At 55.3% G+C, this 23,998-nt stretch carries 19 protein-coding genes; 8 read left to right on the top strand and 11 right to left on the bottom strand.

Going from position 1 to position 23,998, the window contains the following annotated elements:
- Window positions 1-23: 23 nt before the first annotated feature.
- Both PJL69_RS18485 and PJL69_RS18480 read right to left on the bottom strand, forming a co-directional pair.
- Entirely contained in the window at window positions 24-869 is an 846-nt protein-coding gene (locus PJL69_RS18485) for a HupE/UreJ family protein (RefSeq protein WP_271310998.1), read from the bottom strand.
- A 155-nt stretch (window positions 870-1,024) separates the two neighbouring features.
- Window positions 1,025-1,693 carry a peptidylprolyl isomerase gene (locus PJL69_RS18480; protein ID WP_271310997.1) on the bottom strand — a complete coding sequence of 223 codons (669 nt, stop codon included), beginning with the start codon at window positions 1,691-1,693 and terminating at the stop codon, window positions 1,025-1,027.
- A 714-nt stretch (window positions 1,694-2,407) separates the two neighbouring features.
- On the opposite strand from PJL69_RS18480, the gene PJL69_RS18475 reads away from it, so the two are divergent.
- The 6 genes from PJL69_RS18475 to PJL69_RS18450 all read left to right on the top strand — a co-directional run bounded on the left by PJL69_RS18475 (window position 2,408) and on the right by PJL69_RS18450 (window position 8,459).
- Window positions 2,408-3,814 carry a multicopper oxidase family protein gene (locus tag PJL69_RS18475; protein ID WP_271310996.1) on the top strand — a complete coding sequence of 469 codons (1,407 nt, stop codon included), beginning with the start codon at window positions 2,408-2,410 and terminating at the stop codon, window positions 3,812-3,814.
- Window positions 3,815-3,958: 144 nt separating this feature from the next.
- Entirely contained in the window at window positions 3,959-5,110 is a 1,152-nt protein-coding gene (locus PJL69_RS18470; RefSeq protein WP_271310995.1) for a lytic murein transglycosylase, read from the top strand.
- 205 nt (window positions 5,111-5,315) lie between these two features.
- Entirely contained in the window at window positions 5,316-5,867 is a 552-nt protein-coding gene (locus tag PJL69_RS18465; RefSeq protein WP_271310994.1) for a TetR/AcrR family transcriptional regulator, read from the top strand.
- Window positions 5,864-6,985, top strand: a complete 1,122-nt coding sequence (locus PJL69_RS18460; RefSeq protein ID WP_271310993.1) for a mandelate racemase/muconate lactonizing enzyme family protein — start codon at window positions 5,864-5,866, stop codon at window positions 6,983-6,985. Before PJL69_RS18465 ends, PJL69_RS18460 begins: the two co-directional genes overlap by 4 nt.
- A gap of 8 nt (window positions 6,986-6,993) precedes the next feature.
- Window positions 6,994-7,728, top strand: a complete 735-nt coding sequence (locus tag PJL69_RS18455; RefSeq protein WP_271310992.1) for an SDR family NAD(P)-dependent oxidoreductase — start codon at window positions 6,994-6,996, stop codon at window positions 7,726-7,728.
- Window positions 7,725-8,459: an SDR family NAD(P)-dependent oxidoreductase gene (locus PJL69_RS18450; protein ID WP_271310991.1), complete on the top strand. Its 735-nt coding sequence runs from the start codon at window positions 7,725-7,727 to the stop codon at window positions 8,457-8,459. Before PJL69_RS18455 ends, PJL69_RS18450 begins: the two co-directional genes overlap by 4 nt.
- A 315-nt stretch (window positions 8,460-8,774) precedes the next feature.
- Here PJL69_RS18450 and modC read toward each other — a convergent pair whose 3' ends face one another.
- The 5 genes from modC to PJL69_RS18425 form a co-directional block, all read right to left on the bottom strand.
- Window positions 8,775-9,860: a molybdenum ABC transporter ATP-binding protein gene (gene modC / locus PJL69_RS18445; RefSeq protein ID WP_271310990.1), complete on the bottom strand. Its 1,086-nt coding sequence runs from the start codon at window positions 9,858-9,860 to the stop codon at window positions 8,775-8,777.
- Window positions 9,857-10,552, bottom strand: coding sequence for a molybdate ABC transporter permease subunit (modB, locus tag PJL69_RS18440; protein WP_271310989.1), 696 nt, complete (start codon window positions 10,550-10,552; stop codon window positions 9,857-9,859). Before modB ends, modC begins: the two co-directional genes overlap by 4 nt.
- Complete coding sequence (modA, locus tag PJL69_RS18435; RefSeq protein WP_271310988.1) at window positions 10,549-11,241, bottom strand: molybdate ABC transporter substrate-binding protein; 693 nt, start codon at window positions 11,239-11,241, stop codon at window positions 10,549-10,551. The genes modB and modA overlap by 4 nt, the downstream gene beginning before the upstream one ends.
- Window positions 11,242-11,512: 271 nt before the next feature.
- Window positions 11,513-13,135 (bottom strand): hypothetical protein, encoded by a 1,623-nt coding sequence (locus tag PJL69_RS18430; RefSeq protein WP_271310987.1) that lies wholly within the window; start codon window positions 13,133-13,135, stop codon window positions 11,513-11,515.
- On the bottom strand, window positions 13,135-14,682 hold the full coding sequence (locus tag PJL69_RS18425; RefSeq protein WP_271310986.1) for a DUF3131 domain-containing protein: 1,548 nt from the start codon (window positions 14,680-14,682) through the stop codon (window positions 13,135-13,137). The genes PJL69_RS18430 and PJL69_RS18425 overlap by 1 nt, the downstream gene beginning before the upstream one ends.
- Before the next feature lie 317 nt (window positions 14,683-14,999).
- Between PJL69_RS18425 and PJL69_RS18420 the strand changes: the two genes are divergently transcribed.
- Both PJL69_RS18420 and PJL69_RS18415 read left to right on the top strand, forming a co-directional pair.
- A complete protein-coding gene (locus PJL69_RS18420) occupies window positions 15,000-16,982 on the top strand; it encodes an ATP-binding cassette domain-containing protein (protein ID WP_271310985.1) in 1,983 nt (660 codons plus the stop codon).
- 367 nt (window positions 16,983-17,349) lie between these two features.
- Entirely contained in the window at window positions 17,350-18,225 is an 876-nt protein-coding gene (locus PJL69_RS18415) for a hypothetical protein (protein ID WP_271310984.1), read from the top strand.
- A gap of 249 nt (window positions 18,226-18,474) precedes the next feature.
- Here the strand turns inward: PJL69_RS18415 and PJL69_RS18410 are convergent, their stop codons facing one another.
- From PJL69_RS18410 to PJL69_RS18395, 4 genes are all read right to left on the bottom strand, one after another.
- Complete coding sequence (locus PJL69_RS18410) at window positions 18,475-19,791, bottom strand: DUF3131 domain-containing protein (RefSeq protein ID WP_271310983.1); 1,317 nt, start codon at window positions 19,789-19,791, stop codon at window positions 18,475-18,477.
- Complete coding sequence (locus PJL69_RS18405; protein ID WP_271310982.1) at window positions 19,766-21,631, bottom strand: glycosyltransferase family 2 protein; 1,866 nt, start codon at window positions 21,629-21,631, stop codon at window positions 19,766-19,768. The genes PJL69_RS18410 and PJL69_RS18405 overlap by 26 nt, the downstream gene beginning before the upstream one ends.
- Before the next feature lie 61 nt (window positions 21,632-21,692).
- Window positions 21,693-22,502, bottom strand: a complete 810-nt coding sequence (locus PJL69_RS18400; protein WP_271310981.1) for a hypothetical protein — start codon at window positions 22,500-22,502, stop codon at window positions 21,693-21,695.
- A gap of 2 nt (window positions 22,503-22,504) precedes the next feature.
- A complete protein-coding gene (locus PJL69_RS18395; protein ID WP_271310980.1) occupies window positions 22,505-23,998 on the bottom strand; it encodes a sugar phosphate nucleotidyltransferase in 1,494 nt (497 codons plus the stop codon).

The following is a 23,998-nucleotide window of genomic DNA, read 5'->3' as shown; positions in this document are numbered from 1 at the left end:
CCAATCAGAACGCGCTCCAGAGCTCAGAACGCCATAACCCGCTCCACAACCCAGAAGGTTGCGATGCCCCCAACGGCATAGCTGACCGTCTGATGTGCCAACCCGGTCACAGTTGCCCCCTGCCCCGGAACACTGGCCACCAGCCTGCGCCCAATCGCCATCAGCAATAAGATCACAGCGACAAAGGCAAGCTGCCCAGCTTCCACACCCAGATTAAAGGCCAATAAGGCGATGACGATATCTTGGTCCGGCAATCCAATATCACTCAGCGCTCCAGCAAACCCAAGACCGTGCAACAAGCCAAACGAAAATGAAATCAACCAAGGCGCGCGCGCTGAAAGCCGCCGACGATCGCTTTTGAGGATCTCGGCAGCCATAAAGACGATAGAAAGTGCAATAACCGCTTCGACCGGTGGACCTGGCACATTTATGTATCCCAATGAGGCCAATGCCAGCGTGACCGAATGCGCCACGGTAAATGCCGTGATCGCGGCTATCAAGCGCCGAACATCATGGATCAGTAACACCAGCGCAAAAACAAAAAGGAGGTGATCCCAGCCTTCCAAAATATGGTCAAAACCAAGGGAGGCATAACCGCCAAAAACAGCCAACTTGGAAGCATCCTCCACAATAGCGTGGGTTGGGTTTTCTGGGGTCAGGCGTATGGTTAACGGGGACCGCTCAAGAGGCTCAATACGTAGCAAAACGTCGGTGCGCTGCGCAGCCAACCCATCAATTGTCACAGTTTCACCAGCAATCCCCGTTGGGCAATCAACGACCCAAGAGGAGATCCAAGCCGCCCCATCAAAATTAGGCTCGGGGCGGGCTATGGGGGCGCAACTTTCTGGCAAAGACGGACCAATCGCCATGGGCGCTCCTGCAACATCTGGCTGGCGCCAGAAAACTTGCCAGGAATGGGCCGTGAGTTGCCGCACGTCTAAAAAGCCAGGCTCCAAAGCATGCCCAAAGGCGTGGCCCGCTGAAAAGGCAAACAGCACTGAAACGTAAACCAAAACCCTCCGGATCATTGCGACAGCCTGTCAGCCAACTGAGCGGGGCCCAGTGTTTCAATGTCATATTTTGCCTTCAGCGTTTGAAACTGTGCTTCCGTTAACTCGCTTGTCAGGCCGCGTCGCCAGTCAAACAGCACGTCTTCCTTTATGCTCTCAAACGGTGGCAGCTGTGGCGCATTGCGCTCCAAAAGGTAAACAAGATGGATCCCATACCCGGATTGAACGGGACCACCCCACGCGCGCAAAGGCAAATCCTTCAAGGCGACAAAGAACCCCTGCCCAAAACGTCCATCCACTTGCCGGCGTGGCGCCAGAGGCTGCATTGTCGGCAGCAAGGTACTGGTGTTGTAGCGCTCAGAAGATGCGCCAGTATTGAGCGCATCAAGAGCGGCATTAACGTCGTCGTGCGTTGCGTCTTGCCCCAAATAAACTTGTTCAAACGCAACCTCGGCCTGGAGCGCAAAACGGTCTGAGTTCTGCGCCAGATGCGCGCGCAATACAGCCTCTTCAGGCTCTAGAGCTTGCGACAAAGATGTCGTTAGAAACTCCATTTTCTGGACCAAACGATTGCGCACAATCAGGTCGTTTTGATCCAGCCCAAGCGCGCGAGCTTCCCTCACAAGGATTTCTTCGCGCAACAAACTGTCTTGCATGCCGCTCAGCTCTTGTGCAGTGGGCATGCGTTGCCAAGCACCTGAAAACTGCTTCACCAGTCGGTCAATATCCTTGGCATCAATGACAATCTGATCTTGGCTTGCGATCCTTTGCTCACCCGGGTTTAAAAACGAAAACCAGGCGAAAACCGCACAACCAATCAGAAAAAAATGCAGAACGGGTTCTTTTAATAGAGGCATCAGTCATCTTCTAAGAGCAAAATTATTTGTATGAAAACAGAGGGCTTCGAAATTCTTCGATACCACTCTGCATAAAACACCCACACCGCACTAGCTTTAAAAGCTGCCATCCGCCGCTTTCCCTCGCAACGCCCCCCTTAGCGCGGAGCACAGCCAGTCAGTCAGTGAGAAATCCGCCAAACGTCAGTAGCACCTTTTCTGAAACAGAGCCGCGAGTGCGCCTTCATCATGGCGATAGCCGTAAACGCAGCACGCCTTCGGTTAGAAGGAGCTCATTCTATAGACAAACCAGCACGTTGTGATATCCAAACGCCGCTAGGTCATCCCAGCCGCACTCCTAGGTTTACCGCGAATGTAGTTTGGACTGACACACAGACGCGGACACTGGCGCGCGCTCATTGTTCAGTATCGCGCGACCCTATGCACCAATCTCAAAGGCGCAGTCTAGATTTGGCGGCTTTGAGAGCCCATTCTGATCAATGGCTGCCACCTCAGGAACACAGTCTCTCCCTAAGTAGTAGCCGTAAACGGAACTTCATCATGACGTTTGAAAAACCAAAAATGAACCGACGAAACTTTGTCATGGGCGCCAGCGCTCTCGGGTTCGGAGGGCTGATCGGACTACCCCAGCTCCGGGCAAACACGGCGCAGCCGCTCGCGGTTCAAACACGCAACACAGCATTTTCAATCGGGGGCAGGCCTGCGACAAAGGGCTTGGTCAGTTTTACGGAAAATGGGCCACCACCAGTGCTGCGCTTCAAACGTAATCAGAGAGCACGGATTGATGTGACAAACGGTCTGGAAGAGTACACAAGTATTCATTGGCACGGCCTGCGGATCGCAAATGAAATGGACGGCGTTCCCTATCTCACCCAGTTTCCGATCGCGCAGGACGAAACCTTTTCTTATGAGTTTACGCCGCCGGATGCAGGCACCTTTTGGTATCATCCCCATTGCAACACCATGGAACAGATGGCGCATGGCCTGACCGGAATGCTGATCGTCGAAGAGGACACCGACCCAGGGTTTGACGCAGAACTGCCTATCAACCTAAAGGATTTCCGGCTGCAAGACGACGGAACACTTCTTCCCTACTTCACCGCACGCGGCGCAGCACGTGGCGGCACCGAAGGCAATGCACGCACTGTCAACTGGGAAACCACGCCAGAATACCAGATCCCAACCGGAGGATTGGTGCGCCTGCGCATCGTGAACACAGACCTGACACGAGTTTACAAAATCTTTCTGCCAGAAACCGAAGGCAAGATCATTGCCTGGAATGGCAACCCTGTGCGCAACGCAATTGACTGGCCCACACAATCAGCGCCCCTCTGGCTTGCGCCCGGTGAGCGGGTCGACATCGCAATGCGCGCACCACAATCAGAGGATCAGTCAGTTGTGGTCCAGACGCTCATCGCCAAGCGGCCCGAGCCGCTATTTTACATGCGCACAGCCGGTACGCCCATAAAACGCGACCTCGCCGAACTGAAGCCATTGCCCGCGCTGGAAGTCGACGAACCAGACCTCAAAACCGCCGAGGTCAAAGATATCTTATTTGGCTGGTCCCCCGAAGGCACCGGCAGCAACAACGGCCTATGCGGGGATTTTGGGTATACTTTCTGGTCAATCAACCGCAGCCCTTGGCCCGGAGACGCCATCGAAAACACAGGCCCTGTGGTCGAGCTGTCCCACGGCAAAAGCTATATTTTGCGCCTGACCAACAAATCACCCAACCTTCACCCGATTCACCTTCATGGGTTGATCTTTCGACCATTGCGCTCAAACCAGCGTAGTTTGCCAAGCAATTGGACCGATACGATTTTGTTGCTGAAAGATGAGACAGTCGAAGTCGCTATGCGAGCCGACAATCCAGGGAACTGGGCTTTCCACTGTCATGTGATCGAGCATCAAAAATCGGGGCTATCGGGCTATATCAGTGTGGTGTGATGCCCCACCCCAACCGCAGTCTCTCACACTTGGCAACTTGAGAAGGGCTGCGACACAGCTGCGCAGCCCGCAGGCCAATCTCCGCTCGCACGGCAGGTTTTTCTCTGCCAAACTGAATGCAAAGAATTTAGAAGCAGGTTTGTAATGAGTGTTTCACGTCGCAATTTTGTCCTTGGGCTTTCAAGTCTAACGCTCACAGCTTGCCAGAATGCAACCAGTATCAGACCAGGCACGCCGACGTCCGCTCAGACCGGGTTGTCGGCAGATCTGCGCCCGCAACCCAATCCGGACTACAACCTTTGGATTGCTAACTTTCGTCAACGCGCACTCTCTCAGGGAATAACAGAGACGACGCTCAACTCGGCCTTCCGACAAACGGGCTATCTTCCCGGTGTCATAACCCGAGATCGCAATCAGACAGAGTTCACCCGCACTCTCGAAGACTACCTCTCAATAGCTGCCTCCGACACGCGCATCGCCAAAGGACGCGCCGCCTATAATCAGTACGCCAGCACACTCAATCGTCTGGAGCGCAGTTACGGCGTTGACGCTGCAATCATTTGCGCCATCTGGGGGCTGGAAAGTTTCTACGGTGAGCGAAAAGGCGACATTCCAGTCATCTCTGCAACATCCACTCTGGCTTTCGATGGTCGGCGCGGAAGCTTTTATGAAAAACAGCTGATCGCTGCGCTCAAGATTTTACAAAATGGCGACATCCCAGTGAGCCAGATGACCGGCAGTTGGGCCGGCGCCATGGGACATACACAGTTTATTCCCACGAGCTATCTGGCGTTTGCGGTTGATTTCACCGGCGATGGGCGTCGCGACATCTGGTCGGATGATCCCTCAGATGCCCTTGCTTCTACGGCGGCCTACCTACAAAAAAATGGCTGGACGGCAGGCATGAGTTGGGGGCGCGAACTGCGCCCAAATGAGACAGCCTCACGCGAACTGCAACCTCAGCCTGGCGGACCACGATTTGCGATCACCCGCAATTTTGATGTCATCAAGCGCTACAACAACTCAGACAGCTATGCGATCGGTGTCGGCCATCTGGCGGACCGCATCGCTGGCGCTGGGCCCCTCAGAACGCCTTTCCCGCCAGACAAAAATGGCCTCACCAAAGACGACCGCATTGCGCTTCAAACGCGCCTGACAGCGCGTGGATTTGACACAGGAGGTGCTGACGGGGTGTTGGGGCCAAAGTCGCGCAAAGCCATTTCGGACTATCAGAGCAGCATTGGGCTTGCCCCCACCGGGGAACCCTCTCAGCAATTGCTGGCCTCTCTTAGCTGAAAGCCATTCAAAAACTATGGCGACGCCCCTACTGCAGGGGGCAAAGCGACTGCAAACACCGCATTCTGAGCGACAACAGACATGTGAAACACCCGCTCTCTTGAGGGCAGGGTGATCTATCTCCTTTTTGCGAACCTGTCGGCGCGAAACACGAAAATGACGCTTTCTGCAGAACGAAGTAGAGCGATCGCTGTACTCTCTGCACATGATCGAAACAAAACAACGCATTGCACGCGACCTTCACAGACTGTTCTCGGAATTGGGCTTTGCGAGCCCCGGAGTCGAGGCGCTGCGCGCCGGAGCAAACGTCTCCATCCGAACGCTTTACAAACACTTTCCAAGCCGCGAGGCGATGGTCATAGGCGCATTGGAACATCGTGATGTCGCCTATTTTAACTGGCTAGAAGGCGGTCCAGCCGACGGCACCGACCACGTGCTGCACCCTCTGGTCAGGCTCGGGGATTGGCTACACACCGTGGCCAATACAGGGTGTCTTTTCTTGAATGCCATGGCAGAGCACCCTGACAGCGCGGCAATTGCGAACGTCGTGAAAGCGCACAAAGCCAAGTTGGCAAACGAATTTCAAATCAGGCTCTGTCGCGTCGCTCCAAATCAAGACACGCAACCATTGGCTGAAACGCTGTTCCTTTTGCACGAGGGCCTCACGGAAGTGGCGCGCCTGCAAACTCCAACAACCGCAACCGCCGCTGCCCTACATGCCGCGCGTAAACTTCTTTCACAGGAAAACATCACATGACCCCCGCCCCAAGTATCAAAGAGATACATATTTATCAGTATGATCTGCCTGTGAAAAATGGCCCATATAAAATGGCCAATGCAAGTGTTTGGGCGCTGGATACAACGCTCATTCGTGTTGTCACAGAAAATGGCACAGAAGGCTGGGGAGAGACCTGCCCCGTCGGCCCCACATATGCAGAGGCACACGCCGGAGGAGCCAGAGCCGCGCTCATGCATATGGCACCGGATTTGATCGGCGCGCCGCTATGGCCAAACCTCTTGCAACGCAAAATGAACAACCTTCTGAATGGCCACAACTACGCAAAGGCCGCAGTGGACATCGCAGCTTATGATGCCCTCGGAAAACGCATGGGCCTTCGCGTGGCCGAGCTCCTTGGCGGCGCAGTCACCGAAAGGGTACCATCCTACTTCGCAACCGGAGTTGGAGCACCCGATGACATCGCCAAACTCGTGGCCAGCAAACGCGATGAAGGCTACCCGCGTATCCAGGTCAAAGTTGGCGGACGCCCCGTCGAAATAGACATCGAAACGATCCGCAAAGTCTGGGAACAAATCAAAGGATCCGGGATGCGTTTTGCCGTCGACGGCAACCGCGGCTGGACCACACGGGATGCGTTGCGGGTCAGTCGAGAATGCCCGGACATTCCCTTCATCATGGAACAGCCCTGCAACACCATCCAAGACCTTCAGAAAATTCGCCCTCAAGTTTCCCATGGAATATACATGGATGAAAACAGCCTTGATCTGAACACCGTGATCAGTGCCGCAGGCACAGGGCTCGTGGATGGGTTTGGCATGAAAGTCACCCGTATCGGGGGGCTCACCAATATGCGCAGCTTCCGTGACATCTGCGAAGCGCGCAATCTGCCTCACACCTGCGACGATGCTTGGGGCGGAGATATCATCGCAGCGGCCTGCACGCACATCGCAGCAACAGTCCGACCTGACCTGTGCGAAGGTGCGTGGTTGGCCGCGCCCTACATCGACGGGCATTGCGACCCCCAAAACGGCATCAGAATTGAAAATGGCCACATTGCCCTTCCGACAGGGCCTGGCCTCGGGATCACCCCTGATATCTCACTCTTTGGCGCCCCCATAGCCAGCTTCGGAGGATAAATTCACTCATGACATTCCAAGGGAAACGCGCACTCGTCACTGGCGCAGCAGGCGGCATCGGCCGTGCCATCGTCTCCGAATTGCGTGCCCAAGGGGCACGGGTCGCTGTGGCCGACCAAAACGTCTCTGAACTTGCAGCAGACGCATATCTGCCTGGGGATCTACGCGAAGCGGCCTATTCCGACACCCTCCCCCAAGAAGCGGCAGCCGCTTTGGGCGGGCTCGACATTGTTATCAACAACGCTGGCGTTATAACGCGCGGGTCAGTCACGGAAACCACCGACGCAGATTGGGATCTTTCTCTTGGCGTGAATGTCCACGCCCCGTTTCGGATTTGCCGCGCTGCAATACCCATCATGGCCAAAAACGGGGGCGGTGCCATCGTCAACACAGCCTCTTGCTGGGGAGGCAAGGCACCCGGGCCAAACCATGCACTCTATTGCATGACAAAAGCGGCCATTGCCTCCTTAACACAATGCATGGGCATGGATCACGCACATCAAGGAATCCGCGTGAACGCGGTTTGCCCAAATGAAGTCAACACCCCAATGTTGCGCAGCGGCTTTGCAAAACGTGGTTTCGATCCTGACACTGCAGTTGCCGAACTTGGCACAACAGTTCCTCTCGGTAGGATCGCCGAGCCAGAGGACATCGCCGATGTGGTCCTGTTCCTGGCGTCAGATGCGGCGCGCTATATGTGTGGTGCCCTGATCGAAGTTAACGGCGGGAAACCAGTGTCATGAGGCGATTTGAGGGAAAAGTCGCCTTGGTCACGGGTGGGCGATCCGGGATCGGTCGCGCGATAGCCAGGAAGCTGCAAGACGACGGCGCACGCGTCTTCACTGCACAACGTCAACGAGATGAAAACTTCGAAAGTGTCGTGACCGACTTCGCCGACCCAGCAGCTCCTGCCCACACGATAGAGCGCATCATAACAGACGCCAAGCGACTGGACGTGCTGGTCAACAACGCGGGCATGATGACAGAGGCCTCAATCGAAGACATGCGCATTGAGGACTGGCATCACACACTTGCCGTGAACCTGACAGCGCCATTTTTGCTGATCAAAGCCGCCCTGCCCCACCTTCGTGCAACACGCGGGAATGTGGTCAATATCGGATCAATTGAGGGCCTTGGAGCCAATCCCAAACATGCTGCCTATTGCGCGACCAAGGCAGGGCTGCATGGCCTCACCCGTGCCGTGGCCATCGATCATGGCGCAGAGGGCATTCGCTGCAACGCCGTCGCACCCGGATGGATTGATACACAGCTCAATCTCGATTTCATCAACGCCATGCCAGATCCTCAGAGTTTTCGCAGTGAAATTGGGAAAATCCATCCTATCGGACGCACGGGCGGCCCTGAAGAGGTGGCCTCTTTGGTTGCATTCCTGGCCTCCGAAGAGGCCAGCTTCATCACAGGGCAAATCTACACCGTAGACGGCGGGAGGACAGCAAAACTCAGCCTGCCGTGACAAGCCTGCCGCCTTTGCCGCAAACTGAGATAAAACACAGAAAGCCGACCGAAAATGAGATTGGCGCAAGAAAACCTAAATTGTGTCAAGCAACGCTGCAAACGCCGCAATTGGATCGAATTCATGATCAGAAGGCGAAAGGATTTGCGGCGGACGGCGACGAGCTAGCAGAGCTGTCCCTAGGTGTGCCTATCAGTAATCGCCCTCGCAGCTCTTGTCATGAACTGATCAAGTGGCGCAGCCATAGAAAGAGGCCATAGAAACGTGCGAAAGGCTCCTTCAAACCAAACCGCTTTGGGCTTGAAGCGGCTCCGCCTAGCGCGCGCCGATATCTTGCGGTGCAACTGAAACAGACTTGATGACAGCATAGCACTCAACGCCGGGCGCAAGCCCAAGCGTTTCCGCGGATCGCTGTGTGATCCGCGCCAAAACCCGGCCCGCCTGGGTATCAACAGCAACGATTGCGCCAGGCCCCACCCCAGCCCGCACAGAATGAACAGCGCCGCGCAAAATATTCAAAGCAGACAGTGCGTGCGGGGCTTGGCGCGCCAAAATCACATCATGCGCTGCGATACGAACGCGTACCAAATCGTCTGTTGGCTGAGGCAACCGGGGCAAGAGCAATGGTACACCGTTTGCGTTCAGCTCCGTCAGGCCATCGTCGTGATGCTTTGCAATGCGCGCACGTAATACAGCACCCACTGCGCGCACGCCCAGCGGGGTAAAACTGGGGTCCGCGAGGACCTCATCGGCAGGTCCAATACGCGCGACACGCCCATTCTCCAGCGCGACAACCGTTGTCGCAAGACGGGCAACCTCAGCAATCGAATGGGTCACATATAATATTGGCAGCGAAAACGTATCTCTGAGCCGCTCAAAATACGGTAAAATTTCAGCCTTACGTGGCTCATCCAGCGCAGCGAGTGGTTCGTCCGCCAGGATCAGCCTTGGACGTGCCAAGAGCGCCCGCCCGATCGCGACCCGCTGCTTTTCCCCGCCAGACAACTCCGCAGGCCGACGCTCAAGCAGGGCCCCAATACCCAAGATCTCAATCACCTGATCAAACGGTGCGACCTCGGGGCGTCCTTTGGCAAATCTCTGCCCGTAGAGCAAATTTCTGCGTACAGACATATGGGGAAACAAACGCCCCTCTTGAAAAACATAGCCAAGCTCGCGGCGGTTGGCTCCCACCCAAACACCTGCGGAACTGTCCGCAAGGGATCGCCCATTCACCACGATGCGCGCATGGTTTGGTCGGCTCAGCCCTGCAACGGCATTGATCACCGTTGTCTTGCCTGATCCCGAGCTGCCAAACAGCACGGTAAGCCCGGCAGGGGCGTCAAATTTGGCATCCAGTTCAAATCCTGGATACTGCTGCCGAACCTCAACGGAAATGCTCAACCCTGCCCCACTCTCCGCGCGATCTTGCGCGCAAAAATTTCTGACAAGATCAAAGCGCCCATCGCCACACCAACCGATAGGATCAAAAGGCGGATGGCACCCGCTTCGCCGCCTGGAACCTGCAAAAATGCATAAATCGCTGATGGAACTGTTCGAGTTTGACCGGGAATGTTGGAAACAAAGGTGATCGTGGCACCGAACTCTCCCATGGCCTTGGCGAAAGCGAGCACCATTCCTGCCAAGATACCAGGCAAAATCAGCGGCAGCGTCACCGTCGCAAAGACCCAGATCCGGTTTGCCCCAAGGGTCGCCGCAGCCTGTTCCAATGCCGGATCGACCGCCTCAATAGACAGGCGTATGGCGCGCACAAGCAAAGGGAAAGCCATCACCGCAGCAGCCAGGGCCGCGCCCGTCCACCGAAAGGCAAAGACAATACCCAGCTCCTTTAACGCAGCCCCGAGCGGCGCCTGCGTGCCAAAACTGAGCAGCAGCAGATAGCCCGTGGCCACAGGTGGCAGAACCAGCGGCATATGCACGAGCACATTCAGCAAAGACTTGCCAAAAAACTGCCAGCGCGCGAGGGCGTAAGCGACAAAAACACCGGGGATGAGCGCGCCGAGAGTGGCCCATACCGCCACCTTCAGCGACAACAACACCGCTGCCCATTCTGCCGCTCCAAGCCAGCCGCTCACTCCGCGTCCTCCAGCACACGAAATCCCAGCGTGTCAAAGGCCGTGCGTGCCGGCCCGCTTCCCCAAAACTTCATAAACGCACGAACCTCTGGCCGGTCCTGACCAGCGACAACGGCGGCGGGATAAACAATCGGGTCATGCAGGGCGCGCGGAACCATTGCCCCAATCCGCACCCGATCCTCGGCGCGCGCATCCGTTGCATAAACGAGGCCCGCAGCCGCTTCACCAAGCGCCACCAGCGATAGCGCAACTCGCACATTGTCCACCTGCGCAACTTGCGGTGCAAGCGCCTGCCAAACACCCGATTTTTCAAGAGTTTGACGCCCATAGATACCTGCAGGCACGGCATCAACAAGCGCCATAGCCAATCGCCCCTCTGCCACCAACGAGAGCAGATCGACCTCCGTCCAATCAGAAGCCGCGCCCTCAGACCCCACAGGAACGATCAAAGCCAAATCATTGCCGTAAAGCGTCTGTTGCAGGCTCAGGTCCAACACACCGCGGTCATTGAGATGGGCCACCCAGCCTGTGTTGGCAGACACAAAAACATCAGCAGGCGCACCGTATTCGATCTGGCGTGCCAAAGCCGATGAGCCAGCAAAGGTCAAAGTCACCCGGTGCCCACTCTGGGCTTCAAACGCCTTTGCAACCACTGTCAACGCCTCCGCAAGACTAGCGGCCGCAAACACAGACACCTCCCCCGCAACAAGCCGGGCAGGCGCAACGCTTAGTCCCATTGCAGTTAGGAGAATGGCCGCCCAGCGTAAAAAGGGTAAGCGCAGCATTTGGTTTCCAGAACAATTCACCCCATTATCATTGGGATAGCGAATGCTCTCACCTCAGTGCAAGCCTTTTGACCTTTCAAAAGCGGTTGCCTAGGTCATCATTATGATCCCAACGCCCCACACACGTATCTGAAACACGCACTGCTCAGCGTCCGTGCGACTATCGCGACCATCCTCAGGGGTTGTCGGAAATGCGCGCAGCCATATCCTGCAACGCGGGCAAAGCAGCAGACTTGAAGTAGCGCGACAGAAGTACGTAGTCATTCACTGAAACATCTGTAACCCGGACCGACGCAGGGCTTTCTGCATCGGTTAAGGCAATTTCTGCCTCAAGTTCCGCCAAGATTTGATCCACCAGCTGGTTCTGATAAAGGACCGGCTTTGACGACGCTGCGTCCTGCGGCACTTGCGCTCTCTCATCGGAAACGTCCGCAAATCCGGCACTGTCCGCTTGGCCCACTCTGGTAGGTGTCACAGGCTGCGCACTGCTGGGCTGTGCGGAGAGCTGCAAAACTGAAAGCGCAGTCTGTGTATCAAGCCCAAGCTGTGTGACGAGAAAGTCAAGTTTCTGCGCCTCACTGTGCAAGCCTGAGCGATCCGGTACAACAGTCGGCATGGGCATGGGCACGGCAACAGCATCCCCGCTTGGGATAGGCGCCTCCGCAATCTGTTTCGGCATTGCGGAGCCGCCCATTTGAAGATCGACAACATGCCGCTCCAACCTCTCCAATGCGCTCAAAAGCTCGCCCAAAGCAGGCTGTTCTGACATATCCCGATTGGTCATCTGCGCCACATCGAGGCCAAAACTTGCTGTCGTATCGCGCAAAGAGGTACTCCCTATGGGTGCTGTTGCTCCAACAGCCTGCCCCATCTGCGCCTGCAAGATGATTTGTTTGAGGGTTTCAAGCTCCGTGCGCAGCTCCTGACTTGACAGCGTGTCTTGAGGCGCGCTTTCAGCCATCTGCGGCACCACAGGAACCGATTGAGGAACCGCCAGCGTCACGGGCGCTGCCGATGTGGCCGGTGCTATGCCTGCCGCCACCGAAGCTGCATAGCCGGGCGCTAGCACCTGCGGCTGCGGCATAGGCGAATTCCATGTCGCGCCCGCTGTCACGCCTGAGCCATCTTGTTGTCCCTGCGCATTGGGGATGGGCCATCCTCTTGGCAAAACCGCATAATCCTGACGCGCAGCGATCCAACGCAAATAAGCCACCACTGCCGAAAACCCTTTAAGTGAAATCCGGGACACCTCTGTTCCGCCGCGCCGAATGAGCAACTCTCCCCCTGTGCCCAACAACAATTCAAGTTGCACATCCAAAGGCTGCAGGATCCGCTCTGGCACTTGAATTTCGGAAACGCCCTCAGACACAAAAAACAAATCTCCCGCCAGCGCCTCCTCCAACTTAATCTGGAGCTGCCCACGTTCCGTCAGAAACGCCTCCAACCCCTCCTTGCGCGCCGCACAGGCATAAGTACGCGGCCGACAGATCACTTCAAATACATCCACGTCCAGTCTCGGAGTTGGGGCAAATCGAGCATAGCCGTCTGGATCAAAACGGAAATACACCCCTTCGACCAACCCCTCCTGAAAACTGGGCCAGCCAAAGGCCCCCCGAAGCGCTTGCCGGGCTTCGCGCGCCCCAATGGCAAAGGGGATGGATGTATCCAAAATCGCATTTTCAGATGCAAATGCCGTCGGCCCGTCGGCTATTGATGCCCCCATCTGCGCGCGCAAACTGCCGCTGGCACTCGCAGAAACGACCAATGCTGCCACTACACTTTTCAAAAAATATTTCATCAGAAATCAGCCTTCTCTTGAACGGAATGACGCAAGGCCGGAAGCCAGTCATCCTGCTGTGGAGGGTCGGGATAATTCCGCTTCAAGCGGATATCCTGATCGCGAAACGCGGTGTACCAAACCTCGGTATCGCCCGTATACGGCGTCAGTATTGGGCCCTGCACCTTGTGCAAAAGAGAGGTCAGTATGATCCCATTGTTATTAGCTGTGAAAATAGCAACCCGGCCCTGCCCGCGCTCATAAAGCCCTTCATACATGCCGTTTTCCGGATCATAGAGCTCGATTATGGCCTCATAGAGAACGTCGGTATACTCCGTCTCCCACAAGACCCAGAGCCCCAGCGCCGCCTTGGCGGCCACAGCAGAATGATCCGGCACGTAATCGCCGCGGGGTGTCACCGTATTCCATGGATATCCATCGGAGAAAATCGTGTCATATGTGAAATACGGCGGCCCCTTCACATTATGCTCTGACCGCGCGGTCATAAAACCGGTTTGCCGCCATCGGTTCTCTTGCACCTGATAGATACGGTCAGCAAATTCTGCGCGCCAGCCATCAGTATGGACCCACTCAGAGCTGCTGTCATCATGGGGCATGTCAAAACCCAGCTCCAGTCCATCTTGGAGATAAGATTCCGTGACAACATAATTCTGAGAATGAAAAATTCTGGGATCTCGTCCATCATAAGGCACTTGGATCCCATAGATAGAGGCCGTCAGAAATGGTTCGGCGCGATGCGCCAGCTTGGGACGAAATCCCCAAAGCGCAAATCCTTTTGCTGCGTATTCCTCATAGCCAAGTCGCCCCTCCTGTGCATAAACTGTTTCGTCCGTTTCCTTGTCGACGTATGCACCAAACAACAGCCCCTCATCGTCTATCACATTGCGAAAATCCCACTTCAGCAATATGGAGTCGATGGTATTGGCCAGATACGGATATCGATTTTTGCAAATACGCAGCCAAACCAGAAACCGCCCGATATCCAGGGCCGAAAAACCAATTTCACCTGGCTTATTTGTATAATCAACCTTGGCCCCAGTCTTTGTATGATAGACTTTATTTGGCAGCTCTTTACGGAATAAATCCAATCCCTTTATGGTTGTCAAAAGTTGTGTAATACGTCGGTCAAATTCTGACTTTTCAATCAGGCACAGCTCATAGGCAGACACGAGGCCAGCCATATAGGATGCCGTATCCCAAAGCGTGGTCGACGGGTAATTTCCGACCGAATTGGCAAGACCTGTGCTCTCTTGTGTGAACCTCTCAAAATAGTGCCATGCAACCTTGGCTGCACGCAGCTCGCGCTCATTGAGAACCCCCCGCCTGCTGCGGTATTTTCGCACATAGGCGTTATGTTTGTCATACCCATGCGGCACCTCCAACCCTCGGTCTAAATGATCGAAATAGTCGCCAGGCATCTCGCACATGCGAGGAGGCTTTTGACGGGGTTGACGGTCGTCCACCATGCTGTTTGTCACGCTTGGCAAGTTGCCACGCATCAGTGCTGGAATCTCATCCAGATCCCCTCCTGCAATGATCGGGATCACCTCTTCTTCCTGTGCCAAAAAGTACTTTCTGGCAGTCACGCCAACCGAATAGGTTGCCCCACCCAAAACAACAACGGCGACTGAAAACAGCAACACCCCAAACCCAAACGATTGATATGTGTACCCAAAAGCACTTTTCATACAACACACTCCAAACGGAATGCATCAATGAAACGATATATCCATTAAAATTCCCCAACTTTTTGGACTAAAATCGCAACAGAACAAAAAAAGAACTTAAAATTAAAAATACCCTAAAAACAGAAACTTTCTTAACCCTCATCCCGTATAACACTTCGGTGTAATGAGGTTTTCGTATGTCCGGTTTATTTCCAGCTAAAACTCCGATGCCACCAGCAAATGCCAGCCTCGCTGCGGCAGAGGGCACTCAAATCACACTGCGCGACAGAGCCACTCCCATATGGTCTGTGGCAGTGTCGGCGCTGTTCTCTATGGGTGGCGGACTCTGCCTGTTGGCAACAGCTGTGTTCTTCATCTTTCTGTATGACGAAGTGGCCATGAACGGCCAAAAACTCTTGGCCGGTCTCTTGGCTGCCTGCGCGCTTGTGCCAATCCTTGGCGTGCTCATTTTTGATGTTTGCCACGCACGCGCTCTGTCCGGCTTACGCTATATTCGCATGCGCAATGATGCGGTGGGGCGCGCTCTTGTCGGTGCTGTCGCAAGTGGTGTTTTTGCATTGCTGGACCCTCTGCTTGCCATACCTTTCCTGTGCAGCGCGCTGCTCAGCTGGCTAGTGTGTCGCTACGCAACGCGTCTCCTTAAGACAGAGCCACTTTGGGCCTTTGACACACAAGAAGCCGTATCCCTGTTAACCGGGCGCGATCAAAGAGCCGTAGAACTTATTCAAGCCGAGAACGGTGAAAGCCCCTTTCTCGTGGCACTGCTCAAGGTTTTCGCTCTGGCGGCTTTGGTCGCCAGCATCGCGATCGCATCATGGCTGGTTGCTGTTGGGCGACTCAACGTCGCTGCGGTTCTCACAATTGCCTTTGTGACCTATTGGTCCGCAGATGCGTTTGGCACCTTCTTTCAACAGATCTCTCGCGCCGATCCTGAGTATCTCAAACGCGCCAAGAGCGTGGCGCTGACCCATCCGCCGTTTTCTGATGACCCTGCGTCCGACGAGGCGGCTTTTGTGGTGCATGATCTCTCAGTGCACACCGCGCGCAGTGCCCCGCTGCTGTCAAACATCTCGTTTCGCGCCGAACCCGGTACAATCATAGGCCTGTGTGGCGATAGTTTCGCAGGCAAGTCCCTGCTGCTTAGAGCCTTACAGGCCCCTCATGATCTCCAAGATCTGTTTGTACGTGGCTATGTTGGTCTACGCGGCACAGCGATGTGGGGACGCACCGCGCACAACAGCCCGCTGCAATCAGTCTTGTTACCGCCTCAACCGATTGTCGCGCCAGGCAGCGGCGCCCAAAACATCACCTGCTTTGGCGGGCCTGATCATCTGGCGCGCGCACGCCGCGCTTTACAGAGCTTGGTATTCACCGCCGACACCATTGAGCGCATTCTAACAACAAAGGACATTTCCACGCTGTCGACCAGCGAACAGAAAGCGCTCTCGATCGCCCGCGTATTGGCTCTGCGCCCCCCGCTCTACCTCATTGACCGACCCGAAGATGGCGCAAGCGACGCCATGATACGTGCCCTTGGAGAAAGGCTGCGCACAGATGCGCGCCACGGACATATCGTGCTGATCGCAACCGAAAACCGCGCGCTTCTGGATCAATGCGACCAACTTCTTATGATGCAAAACGGCAGGGTGATAGAACTGGCGGCCACAGCCGACATCCGGGCGCGGCAATCTTCCGGCGTCAGTCGTTTCACGGCCCCCCGCGAGCTCGAAAGCGAAGACGCGCTCGACGGTTGGATTTGCAGTCATTTCCGCAGGGATGGCGATGAGGCCAACCGCAGAGCCGTTTGCATGGTTGCCAACGAAATGCTCAGCCTGGCCTGTCAAACCTCTGGTGACACCACAGAAGCAGCTGACGAACTCACCTTTGAGTTCAAACACTTCACCGGTAAATGCGAAATTCGATTGATAGACTCCCAGCTGAGCCTGTCGTCCGGTGCACTCAAAAAGGCAGAGAAAGCTGCCGCAACCTCTGTCGAAGGCGAAAGGCTCTCGCCTCTGGCAAAAATCATGCGTGACTCGCTGTCCGTAGAGACCAGTCAAACCAACGGCACCAGCTTTTTACATGTGAGCATCAAAACATATGATCCACGGCTCCTGACACAACGCAAGGCAGACCAAAATGCAGCCACCAAAGCTTAGCCTCAGCCCGCCGCGCGCGCGTGTCTTAAGGCGGCCAGTTTGGTTCTTGTGCGCGCTGGCATGGCTTTCCCTTTCTGTGTTCGTGGCCATTGAAATGGCGCGTCAGGTTGTTGCCAAACAAACACAAACCTTTTCAGGCGTCCTAGAAAGCCAGCGCACCCAGGTGCCTTTGGTTTTGCCAGCTCATGTGCCGCTGCAAACCATGCTTGTTGCAGAAGGAGATCATGTCACTGCCGGCCAGAAGCTGGCGCGACTTGATCAGGCTTCGCTTCGCCAACTATATCAGGAGGCAAGCGCGGCACTTTCGCTAAAAGAAGTTGAACGCAGCTGCCTTCAAACCGCTCTTTACAGCCAGTTGCAGCGACCTATGGCAGTTAGCCAAGCAGCAACACCGGGCCACTCGCACCTTTCAGATGAATACCATAACCCCGCCAAACTCAAGGATCGCGTGGTTGATCGTTGCGAAGGCAAAAAGCGCAGCGATCTCATTGCGCAGCAACGGCTCCTACAAAAGCGCGACAGTTTAAAACGCCAGAGTCTGCTGGCCGTTGAAGAGCTGGTGGCGCGTGCAGAAACCACGTCACCAGCGGTCCAAAAGGTACTCAAGATCCGCGCCGCTCTGGAGCGTGAGACGCTGCAATCTGCGATCCGTGAAATCGAGTTCGACATTGCGCAGCTCAAACAGTCGACCCGGTCTAAACGACAGGATGCGCTTGCGCTTTTGGATGCGGAAATCACACATCTCAAAACGCGCCAAGCTTATGTGAAAACACTACTGTCTGCCCCCTGGCTGCACGCACCCGCAGCTGGAAAACTGACCCATCTCAGATCATTGAGGGCGGGGTCTTCCAGTCCCGAAGATCAGATTCTTGCTCGTATCCAGCAAGGCGATACGAATGACCACGTCGCATACTTCGATATGCCTGCCGCTCAAGCGAAGCTGCTTCCCAGTGGGATGCCCGTTTTGGTGTCCATTGCCGGGTTTTCTCTGTACGATCGCCAAACCGAAGGTCAAATCATCAGAACGCTCTACAATGGCGACGTCACAGGCTCTACGGCGCGCGTCTTTGTCGCCCTGCCTCCCGAACGTTTTGAGGATACATTTTCTGCAACGCTTTTAGAGACGGCCAAAGGCACCCGGTCAACGCTACATGTTACACTCGGGCAGCGCTCCCTCGCTGAGGTTCTCAGACAAGCCGCCACCTCGACATTTACAGCCACCGGTCTACTATCATCTTTGTAGACTCTGCCTAGGAAAAGGCATCGCTCAAAGCCACCTCTGCGCCCGTCATCAACCACGCGCTTCAATCAAAGCGCGCCAAGCTTTTGAGCCGGATTGCACCCATATAGTGCGTCAATAACGCTGCCCCAGCCTCACGCGGGAGTCTGACGCCTATGTGGCAGAGAGAGATTGCCAAGCAAAGGCAAGGATGTCACGTCCAGCTTTGAGTCGATTTTCTCGGCAGCATGGCATGCCAACCATAAGGCCAGGTCATTGCAGCAATGGCCCTTTATGCTTGTAGTGCAGTGCTTCTAGAACCACCGCATTTGTATTCAATGTCAGCGCGGTGTTGGGCCGGTCATCCAATTCGTATCGCCCCGCCATCCAGCCAGACTCAGAGGCAAGATTCTGAAGCGTTTGCAGCGTTTGATTTGTGTACTCCGTATCATACAGCGCATCCCAGCCGAAACTCGCCTTCAAACTCACGGTGCGCAGCGCATCATGCACCTCCCCATCTTCGTCAACCACCGACCAGGGACGCCCATTTGAAAAGACCGCACTATAAAGAAAATGCGGAGCCTGATCGATGTGATCTTCAGAAACCATCGTGATCTCGCCCGTAGCGCGATGCCGTGCCTCTTGTGCCGCATAAAGCTGGCTCGCCAGCAACTGACCTTCGGTGTTCAGTCCAATCTCAAACGCCTGCAGCAAATAAGGTTCGCTGAGCACAGGCGTGATGGCCCCAAAACTGGCCGAGCGGCGCCGATCGACTGCCACATCAACGCCCGACACATTTTCCCATTGCAGGATCGGGCGGGCCGTGCTCGCCTCCAAGACATCTAGTCCCCACAAGGCTGCCGCCCGGGCGCCATATTGCTCATAGCCGATGCGCCCTTCTTGGTGATACTCCGTCACACCATTCCGACGCGTCGCGCCCCAAAGTCGGCCAGCTTCTGTCATGGCTGCCAGATCCCATTTCTCCAATAGGACACGCACACGCGGCCCATAGGCAGGCTCATTTATTTCAAAAACCCGGAGTGCCATGAGCATGCGAGCCACATCCAGAGCGGACCAGCCGATCCCATCGGCCACCGGTTTGTTTGTATAGTCAACCATCTGCAGGCTTCGCGTATCATAAGCTTTGTTGGGCAGGCACCCTTCAAACAGAGGAAGCCGCTCCAGACCAGACAGAAAGGCTTCACTGCGCGCCAGAAACCGCTCTCGATCAATCAACCCCAATCCCTGCGCCGCCATCAGCGCAAGCAGGTATGAGCCCTGATCCCACAGCGTGGCACTTGGATAACCCTCTATTGAGTTCACAAAACCGGTCTGTGGCTGGAAATGGTCTTCAAAATAAGTCCATGCGACGGCTGCATTTCGCCAGTCTTGCGCATTCAGGCCGCGCGCAGGCAACGGTTGGTGCGCAATATGCACAGGCAGCGGCGCGATCGCGCTGCCATGCATGGTGCGTCCCCAATCGTCTGCGCCAATTGCGATCCCAGCCGTGACCAACAGCCCCAAAATAAAGGCAACGCTTCCACGATTTTTCTGGCGATTTTTTTTAGGCAAATGACGAGTTTGCTGCATTGGTTTGCTCCAAAGGATCGGGGTTGGTGTGGGCCGATTTCGGCTTAGGCATTTGCCAAAAAACTGTACGAAGCGGCCCCGCCATCATCACCATGTTGACGCCAAGCCAAAATAGGTTGACCCAGAGAAGCGATGGGCTGAATCCCGCGTCTCCTTGTAGCGTGCGCCAAATTCCAATCGCGCCACACAGCATCATCCCCACAAGCAAAAAAATATGCGGCACCACAAAACGCAAACCTTTGGCCAAAACAGGCAACTTTGGCGTCGGGGCAAATTTCGGCTTGTGACCGCGCAACACACAAAAAAGCGCGTGCCACACAATTGGCAAGCCCGCGACGGAAAGGGTACGCCCGGCACCGATGCTGTGACCCTTGCAGGCAGCCAGCATGGCCAGTTCCCCCAACACAACAGCGGGAAGGAAATAGGCAAAAAACTCAAGAGAATAAGCCGTGACAGGCGTAATGCCCGTAACCAGAGAAAACGCAGGTGCCAGTAGCAACACCGGCGCCCAAAGCGCACTCATGTAGGACCAGAATGTCGCGCCGTAATGCAGCCTGTGACGCCAGCTGAGCCCGCGGCGAAACAACGGATTGTCGCGCAACGCAATATCAAAAGTACCCCCGGCATATTTCAAACGTTGGGCCGCCCAAGCTTCCAGACTGACAGGTGACAGCATGCGCGCCTCCACCTGTGGGTGATACACGCTACGCCAATTTTTCTCTTGATCCTCATGCAGCAAAATAGAGGTGTAAAGATCCTCTGACACATGAAATCGATAAGGCTCAATGGGATGGGCCGCCAATGACTGTTGAGCGGGCAATGAAATTCCATGCGCGGGCCGCAAAACCTGTTGCGTTTTGCGGCGAATTGCGGCGGCGAAGATCGCCTCTCGCCGGTGTATCGATGCGGCACCACAGCAAAACGACGCGCCATTGCGATTGCGACGACGCTGGATCACATCAAAAAATATTGTGGGGTCTGCCAGAAATGGATCTTTGCCGATGCATGTGCGTCCGGTGAGCCATGCCAATACCTGCGCCCCTCTCCCCCTCCAATCAGAACGCCCAGTACACAACCGGCTTTGTTTAAGCCAGGCTTCCCAGCTCTGTCCTTCAGGAATGTCATAAAACCAATGTGGCGTCTGCACCCAGGCCATGTCTGGATCGCGAAAATAGCCAAGTGTGTTTTGCAAAAATGTTGGAAACAAACGTGTATCCGCATCACAAATCACGACAAAATCTCCGGACGTGTGCAACAAACCGTTGCGCAGGTTCCCTGCTTTGAAACCTATGTTGTCTTGCCTTGCACAATAGCCGATGCCAAATTTACGCGCCAAAGCAGCCATTTCCGGCCGATCTCCATCATCCAAGAGCCATACCAAAACGCGCAAGTCTTCTGGGGGCTCGAGCGCCAATGCGTCTACAATTGACGGGGCCACGACTGCTGGCAGTTCATCAAATGTGGTTATGAACACATCCACAGTGATGTTGCTGGGCCCTTCCCCTCCCCCGATCTCAGCTCTCTGCACGGGCGGGGGAAAGTTTGCCGTATCTCCCTCGTCCCAGATATCAAAGTAAAACAACAACGTACCTAAGAAGAAAAGCGTCTCAGCCCCGGCCACCAAAACAGAAAACCCCAAAGCGTCAGGATTAAGGGAAACGGTCCATCTCCAAATCAGGTAGGAGGTACCGGACGCCACGCTGGCACCCGCAAGAAAATGCCAAGCCAACCGTCGCCGGGCAGACAGCGGTGCGTATAGGGGCGGAACGCGCGCCTCCTGTGTTCTGAAATATGGTTCATCCTGCGGTGTTGCAGGTTTGGCAGACGCAGAAAGATCCATTTATAGATCGCACCTCAATCTTAGGTTCTGTTGATCGAAAGCCCTATGCTTTGTGAAATGGTCAGTGGCTGTTGACACGCTGGTGATCGCGCACAAATGCCGTGGCAACCGCTAAGATCGCATCCGCTTCATTGCCCTTATGGTCCCGCGCTGAGGATCCGGTCGAAAACGACCAGACACCCGCTGCGACCTTGATGCGCAAATCCCGCGCAAGCAGCACATCTTGGGACAGGCTTGCAAAAACCGAATAAGTATAATCACAAAGCTCTTCCGGATCAGAAAAAGAAAAATAGACGTTCAGGACAGGTTGACCCGGGAGCTGCGCCAGCGCCTCTTTGGACACAACCTGAATGCCTGCGCCCCTCAATATGTCCGAAAATTGCTTTTGCAATTTCGCGCCAAAATCCTGTCGAAATCCTGGCGGGGCCTTTAAGTTAGAAAGGTCGAGATGGAGCGCCTTCACGCCGCGCAAAACCTCCCCCTTCTCTGATTTTGGCATCGCAAGAGGTTCAACACCTGGACTACTGGATGACTTCTCACAAAAAGAGGGCGCATCAGGATGCGTATTGGGCAGGGGTTGCGACCCCGCCAAAGGCGCTTGCAAACCAAAAAGACGAAAGATGAACCCTGTGTTATTTGTGGTCAGCGGACGCGCCGAAAAACTGCGCATTTCATTGCAGTCTTGCCCAAAGGGGCAGTGCTCGCCCGCATATCTAACCCGTTCCCACAAAATCCAGAAACGATCGGCAGATTTTGAAACAACAGTGCCATTGGCCGCACCCTCATCCGGGCAGAGAAGGAGAAGTACAGCAAGCGCTATGGCAAAAATATCCAGCTTTGCCCACATGTGCCGCGTCTGGAGAAGGAACATGCTCATCGCCCCTGCCCGCCAGCTGTTTGCGGGTATTCGCATGCCGCGGCCACTCGCACCACACCTTCCAGTGGTGGGCAGATTTGCGCAGTGCCGTCCGCGAAGCGGTGGTCTATCGCCCAATCCCCACAGACGATCATATCGTCCACCCAGGTTCCTGGTGTCACGCAGCTGTCTGGCATAACGATGGAACGCCGCACAAGCGCCCGCACACACACCCGCGCACCCGCTGAGATGACACTCGGCCCTTCGATTTTTGCGCCGGCTTCTACAACGGCCCCAGGACCGATGTGACATGGGCCTACAATGATCGCGCGGGGGTCCACGTCAGCTCCGGGGGCGCACCACACTTTGCGACGGATTTCAGTGCCCTCGGGCTGAACGTCAGGCAAGAGACCACGCAAACCAAGAGAATTCGCCCTGTAATAGTCACGAACACAACCGATATCGATCCATGAAAAACTGTCCTCGTAGATGTCCAGACGACCGCCAGATAGCAAGAGCGCAGGCAAAAGGTCTTTGCCAATATCTCCGCCATGCGCAGCAGACAGTGGCGCAGATTTCAGAACCCTGGGATTGAAAATATAAATGCCGACACTGGCCAAGTTTGAGGGCGCATTTTCTGGTTCGGGCTTTTCAACAAAACCCATAATTCTCCCAACCGCGTTTGCATCCACAATCCCGTACTTGTGGACGTCTTCCACCGGGACCTGCTGTACCGCAATGGTAACATCCGCATCGCGCACGCGATGCTGCTCCATCATATCGGCGAGATTGATATCGGTCAGCGCATCCCCACATAGAACAAAGAAATTACCATCAAACGCTGAAGTTTTGCGCTGGATAGCATGCAGCGTGCCCGCTGATCCGACGGGCGCCTTTATCCAAGACTTGCCCTGATAATGACCTTCATTCACAAATTGGACACTTCGATCTGCTGAGCTTTGAAAAAAGGCGTGAAACTCAGACCCCAGATGCCCCGGGTTCAGAATAAAATCTCGAAGACCAAAACGCTGCATATGCCGCATCAAATGTGCGATAATGGGGTGTCCAAGCATATCAAGCATCGGCTTTGGCATCTCTTGGGTCAGAGGCGCCATTCGACTGCCAGCACCAGCCACCAGGATCACAGACTTTACGCCCGCAAGACGTTTTATGCGAAACTCCGGCGACTCCAGCGCATCTTCTTGAGATTCAAACAAAGGCAGAAGCGGGGACAGCCCGCGTTTTGCAATCGCCTCACGGACGGGGCGACGCGCCCCAAAGAACCCCACTGCGCCGGTCCTCGGCGTTTCGCTCTGGAACTCAAGCAATGCGGCCAGACCAGACTGCGTGATCCTCCGCACGGCCTGCAAATCCACCAAAAGCGCACTGCGACCTCCCTGCTGGGCACGCTCCTGTGCAGCTTTCAAAACCGCATAATCCGCAGAGGTCAAACAGCTGCTAGCCACTTTGATCACTGAAATCATACCAATATCTTGCACGCTGGTGAGCAT

This window comes from Shimia sp. MMG029 (assembly GCF_027947445.1).
GTDB lineage: Bacteria > Pseudomonadota > Alphaproteobacteria > Rhodobacterales > Rhodobacteraceae > Shimia.
This window is presented reverse-complemented; position numbering and strand designations above follow the sequence as displayed.